Genomic DNA, 21,722 nt, shown 5'->3' with positions numbered 1-21,722 from the left:
GCTCAGCGTTCGGGCGCGGGAATCGCGCGTAGCAGCCCCGCGACCACCGCATCGGCGCCGATGCGCGCCGACTCGGCCGCGAACGACAGCACCAGACGATGACGCAGCACGGGCGCCGCCAGTGCGGCGACGTCCTCGCGGGTCGCGGCGAGGCGGCCGTGCATCAGCGCACGCGCCTTCGCGGTGAGCACCAGCGACTGGCCTGCCCGAGGGCCGGCCCCCCAGCGCACGTTCTCGCGCACGATCTCCGGTGCTTCGTCGCCGGACCGAGTGGCGCGCACCAGGCGGTTGATCCAGCGCAGCAGCGCATCGCCGACGTGCACCTCACGCACCAGTGCCTGCAGGGCGATCAGGTCCGAGGCATTCATCACCTGCGGTACGGCGGCGCCGGGCGCACCGGTGGTCTGGGCGAGAATGGCCAGCTCCTCGGCTTCGCCGGGATAGTCCAGCATGACGTGAAGCAGGAAGCGGTCCAGCTGGGCCTCCGGCAGGGGCCAGGTGCCGGCCTGTTCGATGGGGTTCTGGGTGGCCAGTACGAAGAACGGCGCCGGCAGTGCCCGGGTGACGCCGGCATGGCTGACGGTGCGTTCCTGCATCGCTTCGAGCAATGCGGCCTGGGTGCGCGGCGGCGTGCGGTTGAGCTCGTCGGCGAGCAGCAGATGGGTGAACACTGGCCCCTCCTGGAAGCGGAACTGGCGCCGCCCGGTCCCGTGCTCCTCCTCCAGCAGCTCGGTGCCGAGAATGTCACCCGGCATCAGGTCGGGCGTGAACTGGATACGCCGGAAGTCGAGGTCGAGCGCCTGGCCGAGCGTGCGGACCAGCAGTGTCTTGCCGAGACCGGGGACCCCCTCGAGCAGCGCATGGCCGCCCGCGAGCAGGGCGACCAGCAGCTGCTCGACCACGTCGGTCTGGCCGACGATGGCGCGGCCGATCGCGGCGCGCAGGGCATCGAGCTTCGTGCGCCAGGCGGCGAGATCGGCTTCGGTCGGTGCGGGAGACGTCATGCGGAGGTCCAGGTGGCAGGAGAAGAACGGGTCATGCGGTCAATGCGTACATCACGATATTGACCGCGAACTTGGTGTTGTCCTCGGCCAAGAACCGCTTGTTGCGCCAGTCGTAGTCCCACTCGCAGCCGTAGTCCTTGTTGCTGTAGAGCACGCCCAGCCGCCCGTCGATCTCGATGCCCTTGAGATAGTCGTGCACCAGATCGTCGCCCCAGCCGTTGAGCTCGAAACTGGTGGCCGGCGGTCCGTCGGGGAACTGGAAGAAGCTGCGGTACAGCGCATGCGAGTTCGGCAGCTTCTTCAGCGCCGCGCGACCGAAGATCGCGGCCATCTGCGCCTCGAAGGACTTCGCGAACAGGCCATCGATGTCGTGGTTGCAGTCGTCGACGAACACGAAGCCGCCGCTGCGCACGTAGCGTTCGAAATTGCGCCGCTCCGCCGGGCTGAACTCGACCAGCTTGTGCCCGGCCAGGTAGCAGAACGGCGACGCCAGCATCTTCGGATCGGACAGCGCGACGACGTGCTCCTCCGGATCCACGCGCAGATTGGTGTAGTCGATCAGCGAGGTGATGACGTTGGACGGCATGCGCTGATCCACGTCCCAGTTGCCCGACTCGTAGCGCAGGCGGGTGAACCAGAAGTCGTAGCGCGCCGACTGCGCGGCGAGCGGCGACAGCGCCAGGCCGGCGGCGGCGCCGAGCAGCAGTTGCAGGGACTGGCGGCGGTTCATTGCTTGCAGGCCCTTGTCCCTTCCGTAGTCATCCGATCCGCACAACCCTCGACGCCCCGTCGGCTTCCATTTCGGCCCAGACTCCGTTTTTGGCTCTGGCTTTGGCTTCGGCTCGCGAACGAATGGCCATTGCAGACCGCAGACCCGGAGGGCGCCGCACATGGATGTGCGGCGTTTTTCGACCGAGCCATGGAGGGCGAGTCGAAAAATCCCGGAACGAATGACGCACCGGATGTGCTTCGTCGGGGAAGCGTTTTTCTTTGGTTCCGTTTCTTTTGCCGCTTGGCAAAAGAAATGAACTCGGCCGCGTCAGCGGACGAAAGCGTTTGACGTTGCTTTGGCATCGCCTGCGGCGGCCAACTGCAGAAGCAAAGCTTCCTCTCGCCTGCCAGCGAGCGGGTCACTTTTCTTTGCTGGCCCAAAGAAAAGTAACCAAAAGAAAGGGCCTTCCCGACGAGGCTAACCCGGCCAGTCGTTCGTTCCGGGATTTTCCGACTCGGCATCCTGCCTCGGTCGGAAAACGCCGGCCATCCATGGCCGGCGCCCTTTGGGTCTGCAGACAGCACTGTGTGCGTCACGGCAAGCAAAAACCTCGTGCTACCTGGCAACGTCAGCGCGTCGCCTCAGACCGCATCCGACAACGACGTAAACGTGAAGTCCCGCAGCCGCATCGGCGGCAGCATCATCACCATCGACGACTCGTCGCCGCCCACCCGCACCGGTCGACCCAGCTCGTCGATGTTGTTGAGCATGATCACCGGCGATTCGTTGAAGCGGAAGTTCTTCAGCGGGTACTTGATCTCGCCGTTCTCGATGTAGAACGTGCCGTCGCGGGTGAGGCCGGTCAGCAGCACGGTCTGCGGATCGACCATGCGGATGTACCAGGTGCGCGTGACCAGGATGCCGCGGTCGGTGCCGCGGATCAGATCGGCCGTGGTGCCCTCGCCGCCCGACATCAGCAGGTTGCCCGGACGCCCGACCGCGCGCTTGCCCTGCTGCTGGGCCCAGAAGCGCGAGTAGTCGAGGTTGGCGATCTTGCCGTTCTCGATGATCGGCATGCGCTCGCGCGGCAGGCCCTCGCCGTCCCACGGCATCACCGCCGCTTCGGGGTGCCAGGGGTCGGCGATGATGTTCACGCGCGGGTCGTAGACCTGCTCGCCGAGCTTGTTGCCGCCGCCGCGCTTGGACAGGAAGCTCCGGCCCTCGTCCGCGGTGCGCGCATCGAAGAAGCGCATCATGAAGCTGATCAGGCCCGCGGCTGCGGCGGGCTCCAGGATCACCGTGTACTTGCCCGGTTCCAGCGCCTGGGCCTCGGCCGAATCGCTGGCCTTGCGCATCGCCACGCGCACGTCTCGCTCGGCGTTGAACGCGCTGGCGTCCTTGAGGTTTCGCCCCACCCAGCCCGAACCGCGGCCGTCCTCGGTGCGCACGGTGCAGGTGTAGTTGAAGTTGGTCGCCTGCTGGTAGCCGAAGTTGCCGTTGCTGTTGGCGAAGGCGACGAAGCTCTTGCCGTCGTCGAGGAAGCCGGCGGCGACCAGCTGCTCTGCGCGGCACGGCGCGATGGAGCCGGCCGCCACGTCGGCACGGAACTCCGGCGTGATCGCGGCGGTCGACTCGCTGAAGGTCGGGCTGGGCCGGTAGTCCTGCTTGCCGATGGCAGGCAGAAACTCCGGATTCTCCGGCGCAAGCCGCGCGAGATCTTCCGCGCGCTTGACCACGCTCGCGAGCGACGCATCGTCGAAGGCGTTGATGCTGGCCGTGCCGACGCGCTTGCCGAAGGCGACCTGCACGGCCAGCTCGGCATTGGTGACGATGCCGCTGGTGGAGACGTTGTTGAGCGCGAAGCGGATGTTGCCGGCGACCGAGCCGGCCAGCGTGGCCGTGCACTCGTCGGCGGTGGACAGGGCGACGGTCTTTTCGAGGATCTCGCGTGCCTGGGCTTCGGTGAAGATGGTCATGGTCGGAGCTCCTTAGCCGAGCGAACGCGCGGTGTTGATGACGTTGATGCCGTCGAAGCGGGCGGTGGACGAGCCGTGCGACACCGCCGAGACCTGGCTCGGCTGGCCCTTGCCGTCGAAGAACGAGCCGCCGAGGCGGTAATCGCTCTCGTCGCAGATCGCGCTGCAGGCGTTCCAGAATTCCGGCGTGCGGATCTGGTAGGCCACGTCCTCGACCATGCCGGTGATCGCGCCGTCCTTGATCTCGTAGAACAGCTGGCCGCCGAACTGCGCGTTGTAGCGCTGCTGGTCGATCGAGAACGAACCGTCGCCGATGATGTAGATGCCGTTCTCGACGTCCTTGATCATGTCGGCGACGCTCAGCGTCGTCCTGCCCGGCGCCAGCGAGACGTTGGGCATGCGCTGGAACTGCACGCTGGACCAGGAGTCGGCGTAGCAGCAGCCGTCGGATTCGGTCTTGCCGAGGATGTGCGCCTGGTCGCGGATGGTCTGGAAATCCACCAGGCGGCCGTTGGTGATCAGATCCCAGCGCTTGGTCGCCACGCCTTCGTCGTCGTACCCCACGGCGCCGAGGCTGCCCTGCTGCGTCTTGTCCGCGAACAGGGTGACGATGTCGCTGCCGTACTGGAACCGCTCGGCGCGGCGATCGAGATTGGCGAAACTGGTGCCGGCGTAATTGGCCTCGTAGCCGAGCACGCGGTCGAGCTCGAGCGGATGGCCCACGTTCTCGTGGATGGTCAGCCAGAGGTTCGACGGATCGAGGACCACGTCGTAGCGACCCGGCTTGACCGACGGCGCCCGCAGCTTTTCCTGGGCCTGGCGCGCCGCGGCGATCGCGTCCTCGCGCATGTCGTAGGACCGGCCGTAGTTCACCACGCCGTTGGGCGAGACGAACTTCTGCGAGGCGTCGCCGTCGAGATACTCGTAGCCCAGCCCCATAGGCGAGGACAGGCCGCTGCGGGTGCGGAACTTGCCGCTGGCCTTGTCGATCGCGGTGACCGTCATCGGCGCCCAGATGCGGTGGACGTCCTGGTCGATGTAGGAACCGTCGGTGCTGGCGAAGTACTTCTGCTCGTTGACCAGGAACAGCGTCGAGTTGACGAAGCTCGCACCGGCGCCGATCGCGGCGGCGTTGACGCCGAGCAGCAGCTCGACCTTCTCGGCGACCGGCACTTCCATGCCGTTCTTGGTGATCGGCGTACGCCACGACACCTCGCCCACGCCGCGCACCGGCGCCAGCTGCACGGGCGCGGTCTGCACCTTCGCGTTCGCCATGGCGATGGCCGTGGCCTGGCGCGCGGCGTCGGCCACGCCCTGCTCGGTCAGGGTGTTGGTCGCCGCGAAGCCCCAGGCCCCGCCGGCGATCACGCGCACGCCCGCGCCGATCGACTCGGTGCTGACCACGTTCTGCACCTTGTCCTCGCGCGTCATGACGAACTGGCGCAGGTAACGACCCACGCGCACATCGCAGTAGGTGGCGCCGGCGGACGTGGCGGCGTTGAGCCCCGCATCGGCCAGCCGCTTCTTGAATCCGATGTCCAGCGTGGACACCAGCTGTTCGGCGGCGATGACCCGGCCGAAGACGGCGGGCAGCAGAACACCGCCCGCGCCGACACCAGCGAGGGCGAGGAAGTCGCGTCTATGCAAGGGAGCTCTCCCGGAACGTGTCCGCGGCGATGCGCTGCGAACGGGTTGGCGAAGGCGGCGACGCATCCTGCGGAGCCTTCCCGATTCTTGACGCCGCACCCCGGCGACGTCCAGTGACTTTTGGCATACGGGTGCCCCGTCCGCGTTTCGGCGTCGCGTCGTCGAGCCGGGCGGGCCCAGGTTCGCGACGGCGCCGAGCGTGTTCAGCTCAGCGCGTCACAGGTTCCGCGCGGTGTTGATGATGTTGATGCCGTCGAAACGCGTGGTCGCCGAGCCGTGCGACACCGCCGAGACCTGGCTCGGCTGGCCTTTGCCGTCGAAGAACGAGCCGCCGAGGCGGAAGTCGCGTTCGTCGCAGATCGCGCTGCAGGCGTTCCAGAACTCCGGCGTGCGGATCTGGTAGGCCGCGTCCTCGACCATGCCGGCGATCTCGCCGTTCCTGATCTCGTAGTAGAGCTGGCCGCCGAACTGCGCGTTGTAGCGCTGCTGGTCGATCGAGTACGAACCGCGTCCGTGGATGTACAGGCCGCGCTCGACTCCGGCGATCATCGCCTCGACGGTCATCGGCGTCCTGCCGGGAGCGAGCGAGACGTTGGGCATGCGCTGGAACTGCACGCTCGCCCAGGAATCGGCGTAGCTACAACCGTCCGATTCGGTCTTGCCGAGGATATGCGCCTGGTCGCGCGTGGTCTGGTAGTCGACGAGGATGCCGTCCTTGACCAGATCCCAGCGTTTCGTGGGCACGCCCTCGTCGTCGAAGCCCACGGCGCCGAGGCTGCCCGGCTGGGTCTTGTCGGCGAAGAAATTGACGATATCGCTGCCCCAGCGGTAGCCCTCGTCGCGCTTGTCGAGCGTCGCGAAGCTGGTGCCGGCGTAGTTGGCCTCGTAGCCGAGCACGCGGTCGAGCTCGAGCGGATGGCCGACGTTCTCGTGGATGGTGAGAAACAGGTTGGAGGGATCCAGCACCAGGTCGTAGCGCCCAGGCCGCACGGACGGCGCCGACAGTTTTTCGCGGGCCTGGCGCGCGGCGGCTTCGGCGTCGGCGCGCATGTCGTAGGCCTGGCCGTAGGCGGTGACGCCGCCGGGCAGTTCGAAACGCTGCGCGGAATCGGGCGTGAGGTACTCGTAGCCCAGGCCCATCGGCGCCGACAGCCCGTCGCGGGTGCGGAACTTGCCGCTGGCCTTGTCGATGGCGGTGACCGTGAACGGCGCCCAGATCCGGTGCACGTCCTGGTCGATATAGGAGCCGTCGGTGCTGGCGAAGTATTTCTGCTCGTTGATCAGAAACAGCCGCGAGCTCACGAAATCCGCGCCTGCCGCGGTCGCTGCGGCGTTGACGTCCATCAGCAGCGACACCTTCTCCTCCAGCGGCACGGCCATTCCGTTGCGGCGGATCGGCGTCGCCCAGGTCACCTCGCCCACGCCGCGTACCGGCGCCAGCCGCACCGGCTCGCTCTGGATGCGCGCATTGGCCTTCGCGATTGCCAGCGCCTGGCGCGTGGCCTCGGCGATGCTGTCGGGATCCAGCGCGCGCGTGGCGGCGAACCCCCAGGCGCCGTTGGCGATCACGCGGATGCCGACGCCGGTCGATTCCTCGTTGACGACGTTTTCGACGCGCGTTTCGCGGGTCATCACGTACTGGCGCAGATAGCGGCCGATGCGCACATCGCAATAGCTGCCACCGCCGTCGCGCGAAGCCTGCAGCGCCACGTCGGCCAGACGTTTCTTCAGCGCCGGATCGAGCGTGCTGGCCAGCTCCTCGGCCGCGATCGCGCGTCCGATGCCGCCGGGCAACAGCAGGCTGCCCATGCCGATTCCGCCGAGGGCCATGAAGTCGCGACGCCGCATTGCACTCTCCCCTGCGGCGATCGCCGCGCATCGTCCGATTCTTGGTTGTGCATGGTGCATGCGTCAAATCCGATTCGTTTAGAAGCGCGCTGGCGCGCGAACAGGGCCCTACCGGTCAAGCCTCATCGCGCGCGAGCGCGGTCCTACGAGGGAAGCCGGCACGATCGGCACATGCACGGCCGCAGCCGCACGCCTATGCTTGCCCGCTGTCCCGACTGCCGGAAGCTTCCGCATGCGCCATTCCCTGCTCGCCGTTGCCGTGCTCACCGCCGCCCTCGCCGGCTGCAACCGCGAGGCGCCGACGACGCCCGCCACCGCGCAAGCCGGCGCGGCCGCCACCGCACCGTCCCACGCCGACGCGGCGTTCGCCGCGCTGTCGGAGCGTTACCTCGACGAGGCCATGCGGTACTCGCCGATCTCGGCCACGCAGATCGGCGACCACCGCTTCGATGCCGAGGTCGACGACCTATCCGCCGCCGGGCGCGAGGCCTCGACCGCGTTCTACCGGCGCATCCTCGCCGAACTCGACGCGATCGAGTTCGCCGCACTCTCGCGCGAGAATCACGTCGACGCACTGATCCTGAAGAACACGCTCGAATACGGCATCTGGGACGCCGAGACGCTGCAGAGCGCGGTGTGGGACCCGCAGATCTACAGCGGACTCGCCGGTGGCGCGATCTACGGGCTGATGGCGCGCGAGTTCGCACCGATGCCCGAACGCCTGGTCTCGGCGACCGCGCGCTTGGAGAAGATCCCCGCCCTGCTCGCCCAGGCCCGCGAGAACCTCGATCCGGCGCGCGTGCCGCCGACCCACGCGCGCACCGTCGCGGCGCAGAACCGCGGTGTGATCGCGCTGATCGACACCTTCATCACGCCCAACGCCGGCCAGCTGCAGGGCGAGGACCGCACGCGCCTCGACGCCGCGGTCGCCACACTGCGCACCGCCGTCGACGAACACCAGGCCTGGCTCGACGGCACGCTGGTGCCCAACGCCAAGGGCGACTTCCGCATCGGTGCCGACACCTACGACCGCAAGCTGAAGTTCGCGCTCAATTCCTCGCTCAGCCGCCAGGACATCCGCCAGCGCGCGGAAGCCGAACTCGTGCGCATCCGCGACGAGATGTACGTCGTCGCCCAGGCCGTGCTGAAGGATCGCGCCGGTGCGCCGGAGACCCCCGCGCAGCCGAGCGAAGACCAGCGCCAGGCGGCGATCGAGGCGGCGATGGAAGTCGCCTACGCCGACAAGCCGGGCCGCGACGAGGTCGTCGACTTCGCCAGGCACACGCTGGAGGTCGCGACCGAGTTCACCCGCCAGCACGACCTGGTCACCGTGCCGGACGACCCGGTCAAGATCATCCTGATGCCGGAATTCCAGCGCGGTGTGGCCGTGGCTTACTGTGATTCACCCGGCCCGCTCGACAAGGGCCTCGATACCTACTACGCGATCTCGCCGATCCCCGACGACTGGGACGATGGCCAGGTGGATTCGTTCCTGCGCGAATACAACAAGCACATGATCCACGTGCTGACGATCCACGAAGCGATGCCCGGCCATTACCTCGAGGGCGCGCACTCGGCGAACCACCCCTCGACGCTGCGCGCGGTGTTCCGCTCCGGCCCGTTCGCCGAGGGCTGGGCCGTCTATACCGAGCGGATGATGGCCGACGCCGGCTATGCCGACGGCGATCCGCTGTTCCGCCTGATGCAGCTCAAGTTCTACGCGCGCGCAGTGGCTAACGCGATCCTCGACCAGGGCATCCACGTGGACAACTGGACCAAGGAACAGGCGATGGACCTGATGGTCCGCCAGACCTTCCAGCAGCAGAGCGAGGCCGAGGGCAAGTGGATCCGCGCGCAGCTGTCGTCGACCCAGCTCGCCACGTATTTCGTCGGCGCCCAGGAACACTTCGACGCGCGCAAGGCGGCCGAGGCCAAGGCCGGCGAGGCCTTCAACCTCAAGCAGTACCACGACGCCATGCTCGCCCAGGGCGCGCCGCCGGTGCGCTTCGCGCGGCAGCTGATGCTGGGTGAAGCGATCGAGTGAATCCTGCCCCCTCCATGGCGACGTCGCTTCACGACTGGCGGGGCGAGGGCGCCGCTGCGCATTGACTGCGGCTACCCTCTGCGCATGAGCCGGACAATCCCGAAGAGCCGATCGCCCACGCCGCTGCCCCGCGGCGCCGTGCTGCGCCCCGTCGAGCGCTGGCGCGGCGGGCGGGTGCGTCATCTCGGCGACCATGTGGCCGAGGAAGTACCCGTCGCCTTCGTGTACAACGACGCGCCGTTCGCGGTGATGATGGCCACGCCCGCGGACATCGAGGATTTCGCGCGCGGTTTCGCGCTCAGCGAGGGCATCGTCGAGGCTGCAGCGGACGTGGCGATCGAATCGGTCGAGCATCTGATCGAGGGAATCGAAGTCCGGCTGCGGATCCCCGGCGAACGCGCCGACGCACTGGCGCTGCGCCGGCGCAGCATGAGCGGGCGCAGCGGCTGCGGCGTTTGCGGCAGCGAGCTGCTCGAGACCGCGCTGCGGTATCCCGCGCCGGTCACCCACGACGTGCGCGTGGAGATCGGGGCGCTGCGCCGGGCCCTGGCCGAGTTGCGCGCGGCGCAGGCGATCAACGCGCTGACCGGCGCGACCCATGCCGCCGGCTGGGCAGCGCTCGATGGCGGGCTGCGCCTGGTGCGCGAAGATGTGGGACGACACAACGCCCTCGACAAGCTCATCGGCGCGGTGCATGCCGGGGGCCTGGACGTGGCCGACGGCTTTCTCGTCGTCACCAGCCGGGCCAGCTACGAGATGGCGATGAAGGCCGCGAGCGTCGGCATCGCCCTGATGGCGGCGATCTCGGCGCCGACGGCGCTGGCGATCTCACTGGCCGATCGTGCCCGCCTCACGCTGGTCGGGTTCGCCCGCGACGACGGCCAGGCGGTCTACAGCCACGCACATCGCCTGGTCCACCCGCCGCAAAGCCCGGTGGCGCCGGCGCATGCGGAAGGTCCGGTCGTGCCATGAGCAAGGACACCCTCCGTCCCTATGACGGCCCCGCCGGCGGATGGGGCGCGCTGCGCAGCGTGGCGCGCCATCTGGGCGAGCAGAAGATCGCGATCAGCGGCGCGAAAACCCTCCTGCGGGTGAACCAGCCCGACGGTTTCGACTGTCCCGGTTGCGCCTGGCCGGACCGGGACCACACCTCGACGTTCGAGTTCTGCGAGAACGGCGCCAAGGCCGTCGCCGCCGAGGCGACGAAGTTCCGAGCAGGCCCTGAGCTGTTCGCCGAGTACACCGTCGCGCAGCTGGCCGAGTACAGCGACCACTGGCTCGAACAGCAGGGCCGGCTGACCACGCCGATGCGCTACGACGCGGCCACCGACCACTACGAGCCGGTGGGCTGGGACGCGGCCTTCGCGCTGATCGCGGGCCACCTCAATGCCTTGCCCTCGCCCGACGAGGCGATCTTCTACACATCGGGCCGCACCTCGAACGAGGCCGCGTTCCTGTACCAGTTGTTCGTGCGCGCTTACGGCACCAACAACTTTCCCGACTGTTCGAACATGTGCCACGAATCGTCCGGGACGGCGTTGAAGACGCAGATCGGCGTCGGCAAGGGCACGGTATCGCTCGAGGATTTCGAGCACGCGGACGGGATCTTCGTCTTCGGCCAGAACCCGGGCACCAATCATCCGCGCATGCTCGGCGAGCTGCGGGCGGCCGCCCGGCGCGGCGCGACGATCGTCGCCTTCAATCCGCTGCGCGAGCGCGGCCTCGAGCGCTTCGCCGATCCCCAGGACGCGCTCGAGATGGCGACCGGCGGCGCGACCCGGATCGCATCCGATTACTTCCAGCCCAGGATCGGCGGCGATCTGGCGGTCGTGAAAGGCATGGTCCGCCACGTACTCGAACGGGACCGCGAAGCGGTCGCGCGCGGCGCGCCCTCGCTTCTGGACCGCGCCTTCATCGACGCGCACACCACCGGCTTCGAAGCCTTCGCGGCCGATGCGCTGGCCGAGCCGTGGGCGACGATCGTCGAGGCATCCGGACTCGCCGAGGCGCGGATCCGCCAGGCCGGCGACCTGTATCTCGCCTGCGAGCGGGTGATCGTCTGCTGGGGCATGGGCATCACCCAGCACCTGCACTCGGTGGCGACGGTCCACATGCTGGTCAACCTGCTGCTGCTCCGTGGCCATCTCGGACGGCCGGGCGCCGGCGTGTGCCCGGTGCGCGGGCACAGCAACGTGCAGGGCGACCGCACGATGATGATCTGGGAGCGTCCACCGGCCGACTTCCTCGACCGCCTGCGCGACGTGTTCGGCTTCGAGCCACCGCGCGGGCCGGGACTGGATACCGTGGGGGCGATCGAAGCGATGCTCGCAGGCCGCGCACGGGTGTTCTTCGCGATGGGCGGCAACTTCGCGGCCGCCACGCCGGATACCGACGCGACGGCGCGTGCTCTGCGCCGCTGCGACCTCACCGTACACGTGGCCACCAAGCTCAACCGCAGCCACCTCGTCCACGGGCGGGAGGCGCTGATCCTGCCGTGCCTCGGCCGCACCGAGATCGACATCCAGGCCGGCGGACCGCAGGGCGTGACCGTCGAGGATTCGATGAGCATGGTGCACCTGTCGGCGGGCATCAATCCGCCCGCGTCCGGGCTGCTGCTGTCCGAGCCCGCGATCGTGGCGCGTCTCGCACAGGCCACGCTGGGCCCGCGCAGTGGCATCGACTGGGCGTGGCTGGTGGAGGACTACGACCGCATCCGCGATCTCATTGCGCGCACCTTCGATGATTTCCACGACTTCAATGCCCGCGTCCGCGTGCCGGGCGGCTTCCGCCTGCCCAATCCGGCACGCGAGCGCCGGTGGACGAATCCTGCCGGCAAGGCCGTGTTCGTCCCCTGCCCGGTCCCGATCGACACCCCGGCCTCCCGGGTACGTCTGGCCCACGGTGCGCAAATGGTGTTCACGCTGGCGACGATCCGCGCACACGACCAGTACAACACCACGGTCTACGGGCTCGACGACCGCTACCGCGGCGTCTACGGCGAGCGGCGCGTGGTGTTCGCGCACGCGCAGGACATCGCCGCGCTCGGTCTCGCGCCGGGCGATTGGGTCGACCTGCACAGTGCCGGCGAGGATGGCGTGCAACGGCAGGCCCCGCGCTTCATGCTGGTGCCCTACGACATCCCGCGCGGCTGCCTGGCCGCGTACTACCCCGAGACCAATGTGCTGGTGCCGCTGTCGAGCATGGCCGAGGGCTCGCGCACGCCGACCTCGAAATCGGTGCCCGTCGTCGTCACCCCGCACGCGCCGCACGCCGCTCCGGTGCGTCCGCGCCAGCGCGACATTCCGGCCGGTGTCCGCTGAGGCGCAGACACTTCGCGCGCTGCTGGTGACGCTCGCCGCGGCGCCTGATGGCGTCTCGCTGCCGAGACTCTGCAAACAGCTCGACATCCGCATGAGCGTGTTGCTCCGCACCCTCGCCTACCTCGGTGAGGCATCGCTCGGAGGCCGGCGTGGCCCGGGCTGGGTGGAGCTCGTCGACATCGGTGCGCGCAGACACGCACGCCTGACCGACGTAGGGCACGCGATGGCCGCATCGCTCGATGAGCGCGCAGGCGGCGCGGACGGACGCGGACGGGACGCCGACACCTGACCGTGGCGACACAGGCGGCGCGTTCCGCGCTTGTCCACAACCGGTGTGGATGCTTCGATGACAAAGATGTGGATAACCCGTCCGACGCCCCCGGTGACGCGGCGCGAGTGTCCTGGTCAATCCTTCACCACACTCCTCCGGTGGGTGACGGCACCTGCTCGGCCCGCGCATCGGCCGCGCAGCGGGACGTCGGCCACGTCGTCGATGTCGCAGGTGCGCCTGCCCCGGGCCGCGCGCCACATGCGCGATGCACAGCGGCATCACCCCGGGCGGGTGCCGGGCGAGGCTTGTCGCACCCGACGACCGCGCTCGGAGGCACCAGCCGCCCGAACGACCGGACGATGCCGCCGGGCCGCGGCCGGTATCGACGCCCTGCTGCGGCGCGGTTCACGCCGAGACCGGCGCCCGCCGATGCGAGGGAACCGCTGTTTCGCGCTGCCCGACCTCCGGCCGCAATCCATCGCCGGACATCCGAACATGTCCACCTGCGGCATGCCCTGCAATGCGGCAGCGGTCCCGAGCGGACCGGACTCGCCGACGATGGACCGACAGCAGATCGCCGCCCGCCTGCAAAAACGCCGTCGGAACCAGGGGGCGTCCCCAGGATCATCCTGCGGTCGCAGCCGACGTTCACCCGCATCGCGCAGACGGCGGCGAGGCCGTGGCCCAACGCCACGGTCGAGGCGTCCCGGGCCCATCGGTCCGACGCTGATCACCATGGCGATGGCGCTGAACAGCTGGACCACAGCCTGGCGCCAGAGACCCTCGACCAGAAGATGGATGGGGCCGAAGAAGAAGGCCGGGACGTTGAAGTCGAGGCCGAAGCGCTCGCCGGCCGGCAGTCGGCGGACGCCCGGAAGCTCCGGGAGCCCGCTGCCTTCTCGATCGGACGGAACCGGCGTTTCCCGCCTCTGAAACGGAAAGCCGCGCGATCCTGTCGGCCGGCCGCGTCCACGTGGCCGCCAACGGAGCATACGAAGCGCACTGCGGGGAGGCGCTGCAGGAATCGCAGGGATCGCTTAAGGCGAGTCGTTTCGATATGGAAGCGTCTGATCGGCGTATCGGACGACATGCACGTGCCGCGCCCACACCCTGGCGGGTGTCCCGGCCTTGCGCCAGACGTCGTCCCGCACCGGGGCTGTGCGGTGCGCACGCATCGCGCGTCGCGCCCGGACATCGCGCCGCGACGGCGCACCCCCCGCCGGGCGCCGGCCTCAGCGGCCCCAGACCATCTCGAACCAGCGCGTCATGCCCTGTCCCGGCTCCAGCCGCTGGGGTTCCAGATTGAAGGCGTCCGCAGGTCCGGTCTGCGGTTCGACGCAGGTGGCATGGGCAGGCGCGTCGTACACCACCCAGTGGCTGCAGTCGGATGCGAGCATGATCCGCTGTCCGCCCCGGTGGAGTACGGCGCCGTCGGCCCCGGTGAAGCAGTCGTCCCAGGGCGGGGGCGGCGGCGCGGCCAGCGGGAGGGTGCCGATGCCATCGGCATCGCGCGGATAGACGCCGGTCGGGGCGAACTCCAGCCGCTCGGGCTTGCGGAACCACGGGTGCCAGCCGATGACTGCCGGCATGGCCAGGACCTGTGCGTGCAGTGTCATCGTCAGGCGCAGGCGCCGGGGGGTGACCCGCACCGTCTGACGCACGGTGCCGCCGAACGGCCAGCGCGCATCGCGCGGCAGCTGCAGCGACAGCACGACGCAGTCGACGGTGTGCAGCTGCACCTGCCACGGCATCGAGAACCCCAGGCCATGGATGGCATGCGGCCCCAGGTTGGTGGCCAGCACGTGGTCCGCGCCGTCGAAGCGGAAGCGTCCGGCACGCAGGCGGCCGGCCCACGGCACCATCGGGTAGCAGCCCCAGGCGATGGTTTCCGGATGGCCATCGGCGGGTCCGACGAGCAGCGGCTCGCCGGCGAAGGTGATCTGCGCGATGCGCCCCCCTGCCCGCGGCGCGACGCTTGCCGAGAGCGCACCGCATTCGATCCTGCGCAGCGGGCCGGAGGGTCTCGGCGCCAGTGCGCCGTCGACCTGCCTATCCGCCATAGGGATCGATGGTGCGGATTCGCCCGTCGTCGTCGTGATGCAGCTCGGTGACCTTGAGCGAGCGCAGGTGGGTCACGCCGCCCGACAGCAGTGCGTCGTGGTAGTACAGCCACCAGCGCCCCTCGAACTCGACGATGGAATGGTGCGTGGTCCAGCCGACCACGGGCTCGAGGATCACGCCCTGGTAGGTGAACGGTCCATAGGGACTGTCGCCTACGGCGTAACACAGCAGGTGGGTGTTGCCGGTGGAATACGAGAAGTAATACCGGCCCGCATGCCTGTGCACCCACGGTCCTTCGAAGAAGCGCCGGGCATGGTCGTCGGCGCGCAGCGGGGCGCCGTGTTCGTCGAGCACGACGACCTCGCGCGTGGGCTCGGCGAGTTCCAGCATGTCGTCGCGCAGGCGCGCGACGCGCGCGCCCAGCGCAGCTTCAGCGCCGAGCGGTTCGGCATGCTCCGGCGCGTAGACATTGTCGCGGTATTTCTGCAGCTGCCCGCCCCAGATGCCGCCGAAGTACAGGTAGTGGGCGTCGCCGTCGTCGAACACGGCGGGGTCGATCGAGTAGGCACCGGTCATCGGTTCGGGCCGCGCGGTGAACGGGCCTTCCGGCCGGTCGCCGACCGCGACACCGATACGGAACACGTCCTGCGCGTCCTTGGCGGGGAAGTAGAAGTAGTAGCGACCATTGCGACAGGCGGCATCGGGCGCCCACATCTGGCGTTTCGCCCACGGCACGTCGCATACGTGCAGCGCGAGGCCGCAATCCACCGCCTCGGCATGCGGCGAGTCCATGCGCAGTACGTGGTAGTCCTGCATGCCGAAGTGGCCGCCCTCGTCGTCGAAGGGGGTGCCGGCATCGATGTCGTGCGAGGGGTAGATGTAGAGACGGCCTTCGAACACGTGCGCCGAGGGATCGGCGGTGTACATGTGGGTGACCAGCGGCTGCGAGATGGCGCGGGACGTGAGCAGGTCGAGCTCGGCCGACAGCGCCTCGTCCCCTGCGGTCGCGCCGACAGGCGCGGCGGGATGTGCGCTCATGCCGTCACTCCCGACTGCATGCGGCGTTCGGCCAGGTCGCGTTCCAGCTGCGACTCCATGGTCTTGTCGATGCGATAGAGGAACAGCAGGCCGACCGCGAGCAGGAACGGGAGCGAGCAGTACACGCTGATCGCGAGCCGGATACCGTCCACTACCGTCGCGGACTGCGCGCCGCCACCGGTCTCGTAGCCGTAGCGCGCGAGGATCGCCGCCACCAGTGCACCGCCGATGCTCAGGCCAACTTTCAGGCCGCACAGCATCGCCGAGAAGATGATCGCCGTCGCACGGCGATGATTCTTCCATTCCGAGTAGTCGGCGACGTCGGCGATCATCGCCCACAGCAGCGGGATGGTGATGCCGTAGAAGAAGCCGTGCAGGATCTGCGAGCCGAACACCAGCCAGATCGCGTCCGGCGGGTAGAGGTAGAACGCAAGCACGAAGAGGGTCGAGACGAACAGCGCGCCGCCGAACACGTCGCGCTTGCCGAAGCGGTCGGCCAGCGGCCGCGACAGTCCGATGCCGAGGATCATGAAGATGATGCCGCCGGCGTTGAACAGGCTGAAGGCCGACGTGGGGGCGTCCTCCGGCCACTGGAAGCCGGCCAGGCCGGCGCCGGTGAGCATGGCGTTGAGCCCGCCGATGAAGCCGTTGAAGCCGGTGTTCTGCAAGAACGCCGCCAGCGCCGTCTCGTCGAGGTAGTACTGGAAGTAGTAGATGGTCATGCCACCCTTCAGCGCCAGGGTGATGAACACCAGCACCGTCAGGGCAAGCATGATCATCCACGGGCGGTTGCGGGCGAGATCGCCCAGGTCCTGCATCACTCCGGAGGACTGCGTCTGCGCGGGGACGATGCGCTCGCGCGTGGTGAGGAAGGTGATCAGGAAGAACACCGTGCCGACCACGGCGAAGATTGTCATCACCTGCTCGAAGCCGCGCACCCGGTCGCCGTCGCCGAGGATCAGCACCATCGGCAGCAGCAGCACCTGGATCACGAACTGCGCCACCATGACCGCGACGAAACGGTAGGACGACAGGCTGTTGCGTTGGGCCATATTGCCGGTGAGCACGCCGCTGAGCGCCGAGTACGGCAGGTTGTTGGCGCCGTACACCAGCACCAGCAGCGTATAGGTGACCAGCGCATACACCACCTTGCCCCGCTCGCCGAGATCCGGCGTGCTGAAGGCCAGCAGCGACAGCACGCCGAAGGGGATCGCGGTCCACAGGATCCACGGCCGGAACTTGCCCCACCGCGTATGCGTGCGGTCGGCGAGGATGCCGATGATCGGGGTGAACACGAATGCGCCCAGCAGGCCGACGACGAAGATGATCGTCGCCGCGGTCGCGGCCGGCAGTGCATAGACGTCGGTGTAGAAGAACGCGAGGTAGGTGACCAGCGTCTGGAAGATCAGATTGGCGGCGAGATCGCCGAGGCTGTAACCCAGCTTCTCGCGGACGGACAGGATTTCGGTGGCGTGGAACGAGGACGCGGGATTCATTGCGGGGAGGCACCCGTGGGGTTGACGTGGCCGCGGTCGTGGATACGGCGGATGACGCATGGCGCGCGATCACATAGCCATATCCCGTGCACCGCCCGGGCGCAGACGATACCGGTATGCATTCGACGCCGGTGGCTGGAACACGGCCCGCCCCGACGCCGGAGCGCCGGGACAGACCGTGGGGAGACGATTGCAGGCCGATCAGACGGCGCCCCGGGTGCCGATGCGGCCGGCGCGGCCTGCAACGCAGGGATCGCGGACTGCATTGGCGCCCCAGAAGTCGGCGCGCCGTGCTTGGCCGGTGAGGTCGCTGAGGTCGAGGGTGGTCTGCAGCCGCGACCCGGCATCGAACAGCGGGGCTCGTTGCAAGGGCGGACCGGTCGCGGTCGCCTCTGAAGATCCGCGCCTGCATCAAGCCCCGCCGGTCCGCGCCGGCGCCAGCATCCCGTTCTGCCGGGTGCAGGACATGCGCAGCGTGGCGACGGTGTTCTCCCTTGTGCCTGCAACGCACTCCCCTTCCGGTTCTGCGCACTGACCGCCCGATTGCGAGGGCGCGTCAGCAGCGTGTTCTTCGACCCCCGCGTTGCCGGCCAATCCCGCCGACCGGACGCGGACTTGAAGGTAGCGCTATCATTACGCTGTCGTCACGCTGCGCAGCAGCATGGGCCGCCGAGGCACTCGTCGATCGGAGAATGCGGCTTTTTTTTCGCGGTTTTGCGCAACTGGCAGTGACGGCCCAACCACGGATGATGCGCCGCAGAACGCACACGTCGGTGACCTGTGTTAGTGATAGCGCTATCACTTAGAGGCATTCCATGCTGACGCTACTGCTTCTGCCGAGAGCCGGGTCCAGCGTTTTCGGCATCTTCCGATGACTTCGTCTCCGGAGCTGAGCCCGGCGATCGTAGCGGCTCGCTCTCGCCGGAGAGCCTGCGCGCTGCCTGGGGTCACCGCGCCCGGTCATGTCGACCGCGCGATGCTCGGGTCCCTCGCCCTGTACGGGGTTCGACTGGCGCGATGGGGACGACAGCGCGATCAGCGTGTCGCCCGTCCGCGCACTCCATCGACATCCCCTTCGCCAGAGGGTCATCGACGGGTGCAGCCCGGGCCTGGGCCGCAGCAGCCCCGACGATCAGGGGCGTTCGCCACGGTCGCGAATGCGCTGGCGGGCCTGGCCAGTGCGTTTCGCTGTGCCTTGCGCCACTTACACCCCGGGCATCCCGCAACCGCGCTCCCCAGGCCGTGACCGCTGACCAACCGCAACCACCGACACCAGGAGGCCTGCCGCCCATGCACCGCTCCCGTACCGCCCCGACCGCTGCGTCCATTCTGCTTCCGCTGCTCCTGTCGGCCTGTGGCGCGCAGGATCCGACGCAGTCCGGAGCGGACAGCGTGCAGCCTGCCGCGCCTGCGTCCACCGCCCTGGCCGCTGGACAGGACAAGTTCCTCGGCAGCGCACACAGCGCGCCGCAGGCCGAAGGCTTTGCCGAGTACTGGAACAAGGTCACTCCCGAGAACGGCGGCAAGTGGGGTGAGGTCGAGGCCGAGCGCGACGTCATGAACTGGGACGAGCTCGATGCGGCCTGGCGCGTGGCCAAGGACAACGGGCTGCCCTTCCAGATGCACGTGATGGTCTGGGGCAACCAGCAGCCCGAATGGATCCGCACCCTGCCGCCCGACGAGCAGCGTGCGGAAATCGAGGAATGGTTCGCGGCCGTGGCGGCGCGCTATCCGGGCATCGACATCGTGGAAGTGGTCAACGAGCCGCTCAACGATCCACCGTCGAAGGATGACGAGGACGGCGGGAACTACGCCAGGGCGCTGGGCGGTGATGGCGAAACCGGCTGGGACTGGATCCTCGAATCATTCCGCCTCGCACGCCAGCATTTCCCGGGGTCGAAGCTGATGCTCAACGAATACAGCGTGACCAACAGCGAGGATGCCACCCAGCGCTATCTCGAGATCGTGCGGCTGCTGCAGGCAGAGGACCTGATCGACGTGATCGGTGTGCAGGGGCATGCGTTCGCGACCACCGAGGAAACCCCGATGGACGTGCACCGCGCCAATCTCGATGCACTCGGCGCGACCGGGCTGCCGGTGCACGTGACCGAGTTTGACATCGACGGCGTGGACGACGCGGTGCAACTGGCCAGCTACCAGCGCGTCTTCCCGGTGTTCTGGGAGCATCCGGCGGTCGGGGGCATGACGCTGTGGGGGTTCCGCCGCGGTCTCTGGCGCGACGAACAGGGCGCCTATCTGATCCGCGAGGACGGCAGCGAGCGGCCGGCGCTCGGGTGGCTGCGCCGCTACGTGCGCGGCGAGGCGGAGCGATGACGGCGGTCCGCGGCAGGCCTGCATCTCGGTGGCAGACCTCGGCCCGGGCGCATCGCACGGACTGCGCCGGCTGCATTGCGCCGCCGTCTGCCGGCCCATGGAAATGCGCGCCTCCCGCCGGTCGAGCCATCCGCCTGTTCCTCGGGCCGGCGTGGTGGCGCGTCGATGCGCGGGAAAACATGGGACCGTCCGGCGCGCAGTCGGAGCACCCCGGGCGCCACGCCCACGTCGGCTTCAACCACCGCACCTGCGCGTTCCTGTCGAAGCCGGCCTGGCACAACGTGGCCGGCCGTGCGGACAGCGCACGCTCCGGCCGGCTGGTCGCCGCATCGACGAGCCCGAGGCGACCGCCATCGCGACCGGTCTCGTGCGCCGCTCGTCGAGGCGGACCTGGGGGCGCGAGGGCGCGGGGAGGGATGCGCGGCGACCGGGCGCGCTTCGGGTGCGCAGACGTGTCGCGCCACCGGCACCTTCGGACACACGCAACGCGTTGCGGGGGCGAACGCGCGCGCACCACGCGGTGGGCGGCGGGCCGCAAGCCGGATCGAACACACCGCAGGCCCGGCCTCACCCGCTCGCAGGCTGTGGCAACAGGGCCGGCGTGATCGCCACCTTCGACCCCACGGAGATTGCATGACCCGACGCACCTGTCTTGCACCTGCACTCGCGGTCGGCCTGCTCTGTGGCCTCGTGTTCTCCGCGCCCGCAACGGCAGCGTCGCGCAGCCCGGGCCGCGACCAGACCACCACCACCGCAGGCGAATCGGCATCGACGCTCAAGGACGCCTACCGCGGCGCCTTCCTGCTCGGCACCGCCGTCAATGACGACATCGTCGCCGGCCGCGATCCGCGCAGCGAAGCGCTGGTGCCCCGGCATTTCAATGCATTGACCGCCGAGGACGTGATGAAGGCCGAGGTGCTGCATCCGCAACCCGGCGTCTGGGATTTCGGGCCGGCCGATGCGTTCGTCGCCTATGGCGAACGCCACGGCATGTACCTGATCGGCCACACCCTGGTGTGGCACAACCAGACGCCGGCGTGGTTCTTCGAAGCCGACGACGGCACGCCTGCCGGGCCCGAGGTAATGGCCGAGCGCCTGCGCAGCTACATCGAAGTCGTCGCAGGCCGCTACGCCGGTCGCGTCGATGCCTGGGACGTGGTCAACGAAATCATCGGTGAAGACGGCGACTACCGCGACACCGTCTGGACGCGCGCCTTCGGCGGCGACGGTGACGCGGTGGTGCGCCTGGCGTTCGAGGCTGCCAGCCAGCATGCGCCCGATACCGCGCTGTACTACAACGACTTCAATGCCTGGCGGCCGGAGAAACGCGCCGGCATCGTGCGAATGGTGCGCATGCTCCAGGACGCCGGCATCCGCATCGACGGCATCGGCATGCAGGGCCACTGGGGCCTGAACTATCCGTCGCTCGACGACATCGAAGCCTCGATCGACGCCTATGCCGCGCTCGGGGTCAAGGTGATGATCACCGAACTGGACGTCGACGTGCTGCCGCTGACCCGCGAAGGCCAGATCATCGGCACCGGCATGCTGCACCCGCAGTTCCAGCTGCCCGAGTTCAAGCGCTATCTCGATTCCTACCGCGACGGGCTGCCGGCCGACGTGCAGCAGCAGCTGGCCGATCGCTACGCCGAGCTGTTCCGCCTGTTCCACCGCAAGCGCGACGTCATCGACCGCGTCAGCGTCTGGGGCGTCGAGGACGGCATGTCGTGGAAGAACGACTATCCGATCCCGAACCGGACCAACTACACCCTGCTGTTCGATCGCGAGCGCCAGCCGAAGCCGGCGCTGGGGGCGGTGCTGGCGGTGCCTGCGGAGGCAGGCGCACGCTGACCGGGCATCCGGCTCTCGCGAAACCGTCTGGCTCGAAGGCAATGATTCCCGCCTGCGCAGGCGTGTCGGCGTGCTTTCTACAGTCGGATGCTGTCGCAGCTGATCCGGCGGGCGTCCTGA

The 21,722-nt window shown here is 68.7% G+C and carries 16 protein-coding genes; 6 read left to right on the top strand and 10 right to left on the bottom strand.

What is annotated here, in order from left to right:
• Positions 1-2 precede the first annotated feature (2 nt).
• The 5 genes from H0E82_RS13465 to H0E82_RS13445 all read right to left on the bottom strand — a co-directional run bounded on the left by H0E82_RS13465 (position 3) and on the right by H0E82_RS13445 (position 7,187).
• Entirely contained in the window at positions 3-1,004 is a 1,002-nt protein-coding gene (locus H0E82_RS13465) for an AAA family ATPase (RefSeq protein WP_180545966.1), read from the bottom strand.
• A gap of 31 nt (positions 1,005-1,035) precedes the next feature.
• Entirely contained in the window at positions 1,036-1,734 is a 699-nt protein-coding gene (locus H0E82_RS13460; RefSeq protein ID WP_180545965.1) for a DUF4159 domain-containing protein, read from the bottom strand.
• Positions 1,735-2,357: 623 nt separating this feature from the next.
• On the bottom strand, positions 2,358-3,692 hold the full coding sequence (locus tag H0E82_RS13455; protein ID WP_180545964.1) for a TldD/PmbA family protein: 1,335 nt from the start codon (positions 3,690-3,692) through the stop codon (positions 2,358-2,360).
• Positions 3,693-3,704: 12 nt separating this feature from the next.
• Complete coding sequence (locus tag H0E82_RS13450; protein WP_180545963.1) at positions 3,705-5,339, bottom strand: TldD/PmbA family protein; 1,635 nt, start codon at positions 5,337-5,339, stop codon at positions 3,705-3,707.
• A 216-nt stretch (positions 5,340-5,555) separates the two neighbouring features.
• A complete protein-coding gene (locus H0E82_RS13445; RefSeq protein WP_180545962.1) occupies positions 5,556-7,187 on the bottom strand; it encodes a TldD/PmbA family protein in 1,632 nt (543 codons plus the stop codon).
• Positions 7,188-7,419: 232 nt separating this feature from the next.
• Between H0E82_RS13445 and H0E82_RS13440 the strand changes: the two genes are divergently transcribed.
• The 4 genes from H0E82_RS13440 to H0E82_RS13425 all read left to right on the top strand — a co-directional run bounded on the left by H0E82_RS13440 (position 7,420) and on the right by H0E82_RS13425 (position 12,840).
• Positions 7,420-9,231: a DUF885 domain-containing protein gene (locus tag H0E82_RS13440; protein WP_180545961.1), complete on the top strand. Its 1,812-nt coding sequence runs from the start codon at positions 7,420-7,422 to the stop codon at positions 9,229-9,231.
• An 84-nt stretch (positions 9,232-9,315) separates the two neighbouring features.
• Positions 9,316-10,203, top strand: a complete 888-nt coding sequence (gene fdhD / locus H0E82_RS13435) for a formate dehydrogenase accessory sulfurtransferase FdhD (protein WP_180545960.1) — start codon at positions 9,316-9,318, stop codon at positions 10,201-10,203.
• Positions 10,200-12,551, top strand: a complete 2,352-nt coding sequence (locus H0E82_RS13430; protein WP_180545959.1) for an FdhF/YdeP family oxidoreductase — start codon at positions 10,200-10,202, stop codon at positions 12,549-12,551. Before fdhD ends, H0E82_RS13430 begins: the two co-directional genes overlap by 4 nt.
• Positions 12,541-12,840 carry a hypothetical protein gene (locus tag H0E82_RS13425; RefSeq protein WP_180545958.1) on the top strand — a complete coding sequence of 100 codons (300 nt, stop codon included), beginning with the start codon at positions 12,541-12,543 and terminating at the stop codon, positions 12,838-12,840. Before H0E82_RS13430 ends, H0E82_RS13425 begins: the two co-directional genes overlap by 11 nt.
• Before the next feature lie 260 nt (positions 12,841-13,100).
• On the opposite strand, the gene H0E82_RS13420 is transcribed toward H0E82_RS13425, so the two are convergent.
• The 5 genes from H0E82_RS13420 to H0E82_RS13400 form a co-directional block, all read right to left on the bottom strand.
• Positions 13,101-13,814 (bottom strand): DUF2628 domain-containing protein, encoded by a 714-nt coding sequence (locus H0E82_RS13420; protein WP_235974315.1) that lies wholly within the window; start codon positions 13,812-13,814, stop codon positions 13,101-13,103.
• A 240-nt stretch (positions 13,815-14,054) separates the two neighbouring features.
• Entirely contained in the window at positions 14,055-14,882 is an 828-nt protein-coding gene (locus H0E82_RS13415) for an aldose epimerase family protein (RefSeq protein WP_180545957.1), read from the bottom strand.
• The gene (locus tag H0E82_RS13410) at positions 14,872-15,921 is read right to left on the bottom strand and encodes a glycoside hydrolase family 43 protein (protein WP_180545956.1); all 1,050 of its coding nucleotides are present in this window, start codon (positions 15,919-15,921) and stop codon (positions 14,872-14,874) included. Before H0E82_RS13410 ends, H0E82_RS13415 begins: the two co-directional genes overlap by 11 nt.
• Complete coding sequence (locus H0E82_RS13405) at positions 15,918-17,417, bottom strand: MFS transporter (RefSeq protein ID WP_180545955.1); 1,500 nt, start codon at positions 17,415-17,417, stop codon at positions 15,918-15,920. The genes H0E82_RS13410 and H0E82_RS13405 overlap by 4 nt, the downstream gene beginning before the upstream one ends.
• A 201-nt stretch (positions 17,418-17,618) precedes the next feature.
• Positions 17,619-17,786 carry a hypothetical protein gene (locus H0E82_RS13400; RefSeq protein WP_180545954.1) on the bottom strand — a complete coding sequence of 56 codons (168 nt, stop codon included), beginning with the start codon at positions 17,784-17,786 and terminating at the stop codon, positions 17,619-17,621.
• Between the two features lie 921 nt (positions 17,787-18,707).
• Between H0E82_RS13400 and H0E82_RS13395 the strand changes: the two genes are divergently transcribed.
• Both H0E82_RS13395 and H0E82_RS13390 read left to right on the top strand, forming a co-directional pair.
• Positions 18,708-19,751, top strand: coding sequence for an endo-1,4-beta-xylanase (locus H0E82_RS13395; protein WP_180545953.1), 1,044 nt, complete (start codon positions 18,708-18,710; stop codon positions 19,749-19,751).
• 633 nt (positions 19,752-20,384) lie between these two features.
• Positions 20,385-21,602, top strand: a complete 1,218-nt coding sequence (locus H0E82_RS13390; protein ID WP_180545952.1) for an endo-1,4-beta-xylanase — start codon at positions 20,385-20,387, stop codon at positions 21,600-21,602.
• Positions 21,603-21,722: the final 120 nt, after the last annotated feature.

Origin of the sequence: Luteimonas deserti (genome assembly GCF_013425765.1) — a bacterium.
GTDB classification, from domain to species: domain Bacteria; phylum Pseudomonadota; class Gammaproteobacteria; order Xanthomonadales; family Xanthomonadaceae; genus Luteimonas; species Luteimonas deserti.
Note: the sequence above shows the minus strand (reverse complement) of the source record. Positions and strands in the feature narration are given on the sequence as shown.

Bases quoted from the DNA above. Each gene is read 5' to 3' on its own strand.
- H0E82_RS13445 (WP_180545962.1), bottom strand. From the start codon at position 7,187: ATGCGGCGTCGCGACTTCATGGCCCTCGGCGGAATCGGCATGGGCAGC.
- H0E82_RS13410 (WP_180545956.1), bottom strand. From the start codon at position 15,921: ATGAGCGCACATCCCGCCGCGCCTGTCGGCGCGACCGCAGGGGACGAG.
- H0E82_RS13390 (WP_180545952.1), top strand. From the start codon at position 20,385: ATGACCCGACGCACCTGTCTTGCACCTGCACTCGCGGTCGGCCTGCTC.
- H0E82_RS13465 (WP_180545966.1), bottom strand. From the start codon at position 1,004: ATGACGTCTCCCGCACCGACCGAAGCCGATCTCGCCGCCTGGCGCACG.
- H0E82_RS13395 (WP_180545953.1), top strand. From the start codon at position 18,708: ATGCACCGCTCCCGTACCGCCCCGACCGCTGCGTCCATTCTGCTTCCG.
- H0E82_RS13415 (WP_180545957.1), bottom strand. From the start codon at position 14,882: ATGGCGGATAGGCAGGTCGACGGCGCACTGGCGCCGAGACCCTCCGGC.
- H0E82_RS13440 (WP_180545961.1), top strand. From the start codon at position 7,420: ATGCGCCATTCCCTGCTCGCCGTTGCCGTGCTCACCGCCGCCCTCGCC.
- H0E82_RS13405 (WP_180545955.1), bottom strand. From the start codon at position 17,417: ATGAATCCCGCGTCCTCGTTCCACGCCACCGAAATCCTGTCCGTCCGC.
- fdhD (WP_180545960.1), top strand. From the start codon at position 9,316: ATGAGCCGGACAATCCCGAAGAGCCGATCGCCCACGCCGCTGCCCCGC.
- H0E82_RS13455 (WP_180545964.1), bottom strand. From the start codon at position 3,692: ATGACCATCTTCACCGAAGCCCAGGCACGCGAGATCCTCGAAAAGACC.
- H0E82_RS13430 (WP_180545959.1), top strand. From the start codon at position 10,200: ATGAGCAAGGACACCCTCCGTCCCTATGACGGCCCCGCCGGCGGATGG.
- H0E82_RS13460 (WP_180545965.1), bottom strand. From the start codon at position 1,734: ATGAACCGCCGCCAGTCCCTGCAACTGCTGCTCGGCGCCGCCGCCGGC.
- H0E82_RS13420 (WP_235974315.1), bottom strand. From the start codon at position 13,814: ATGCTCCGTTGGCGGCCACGTGGACGCGGCCGGCCGACAGGATCGCGC.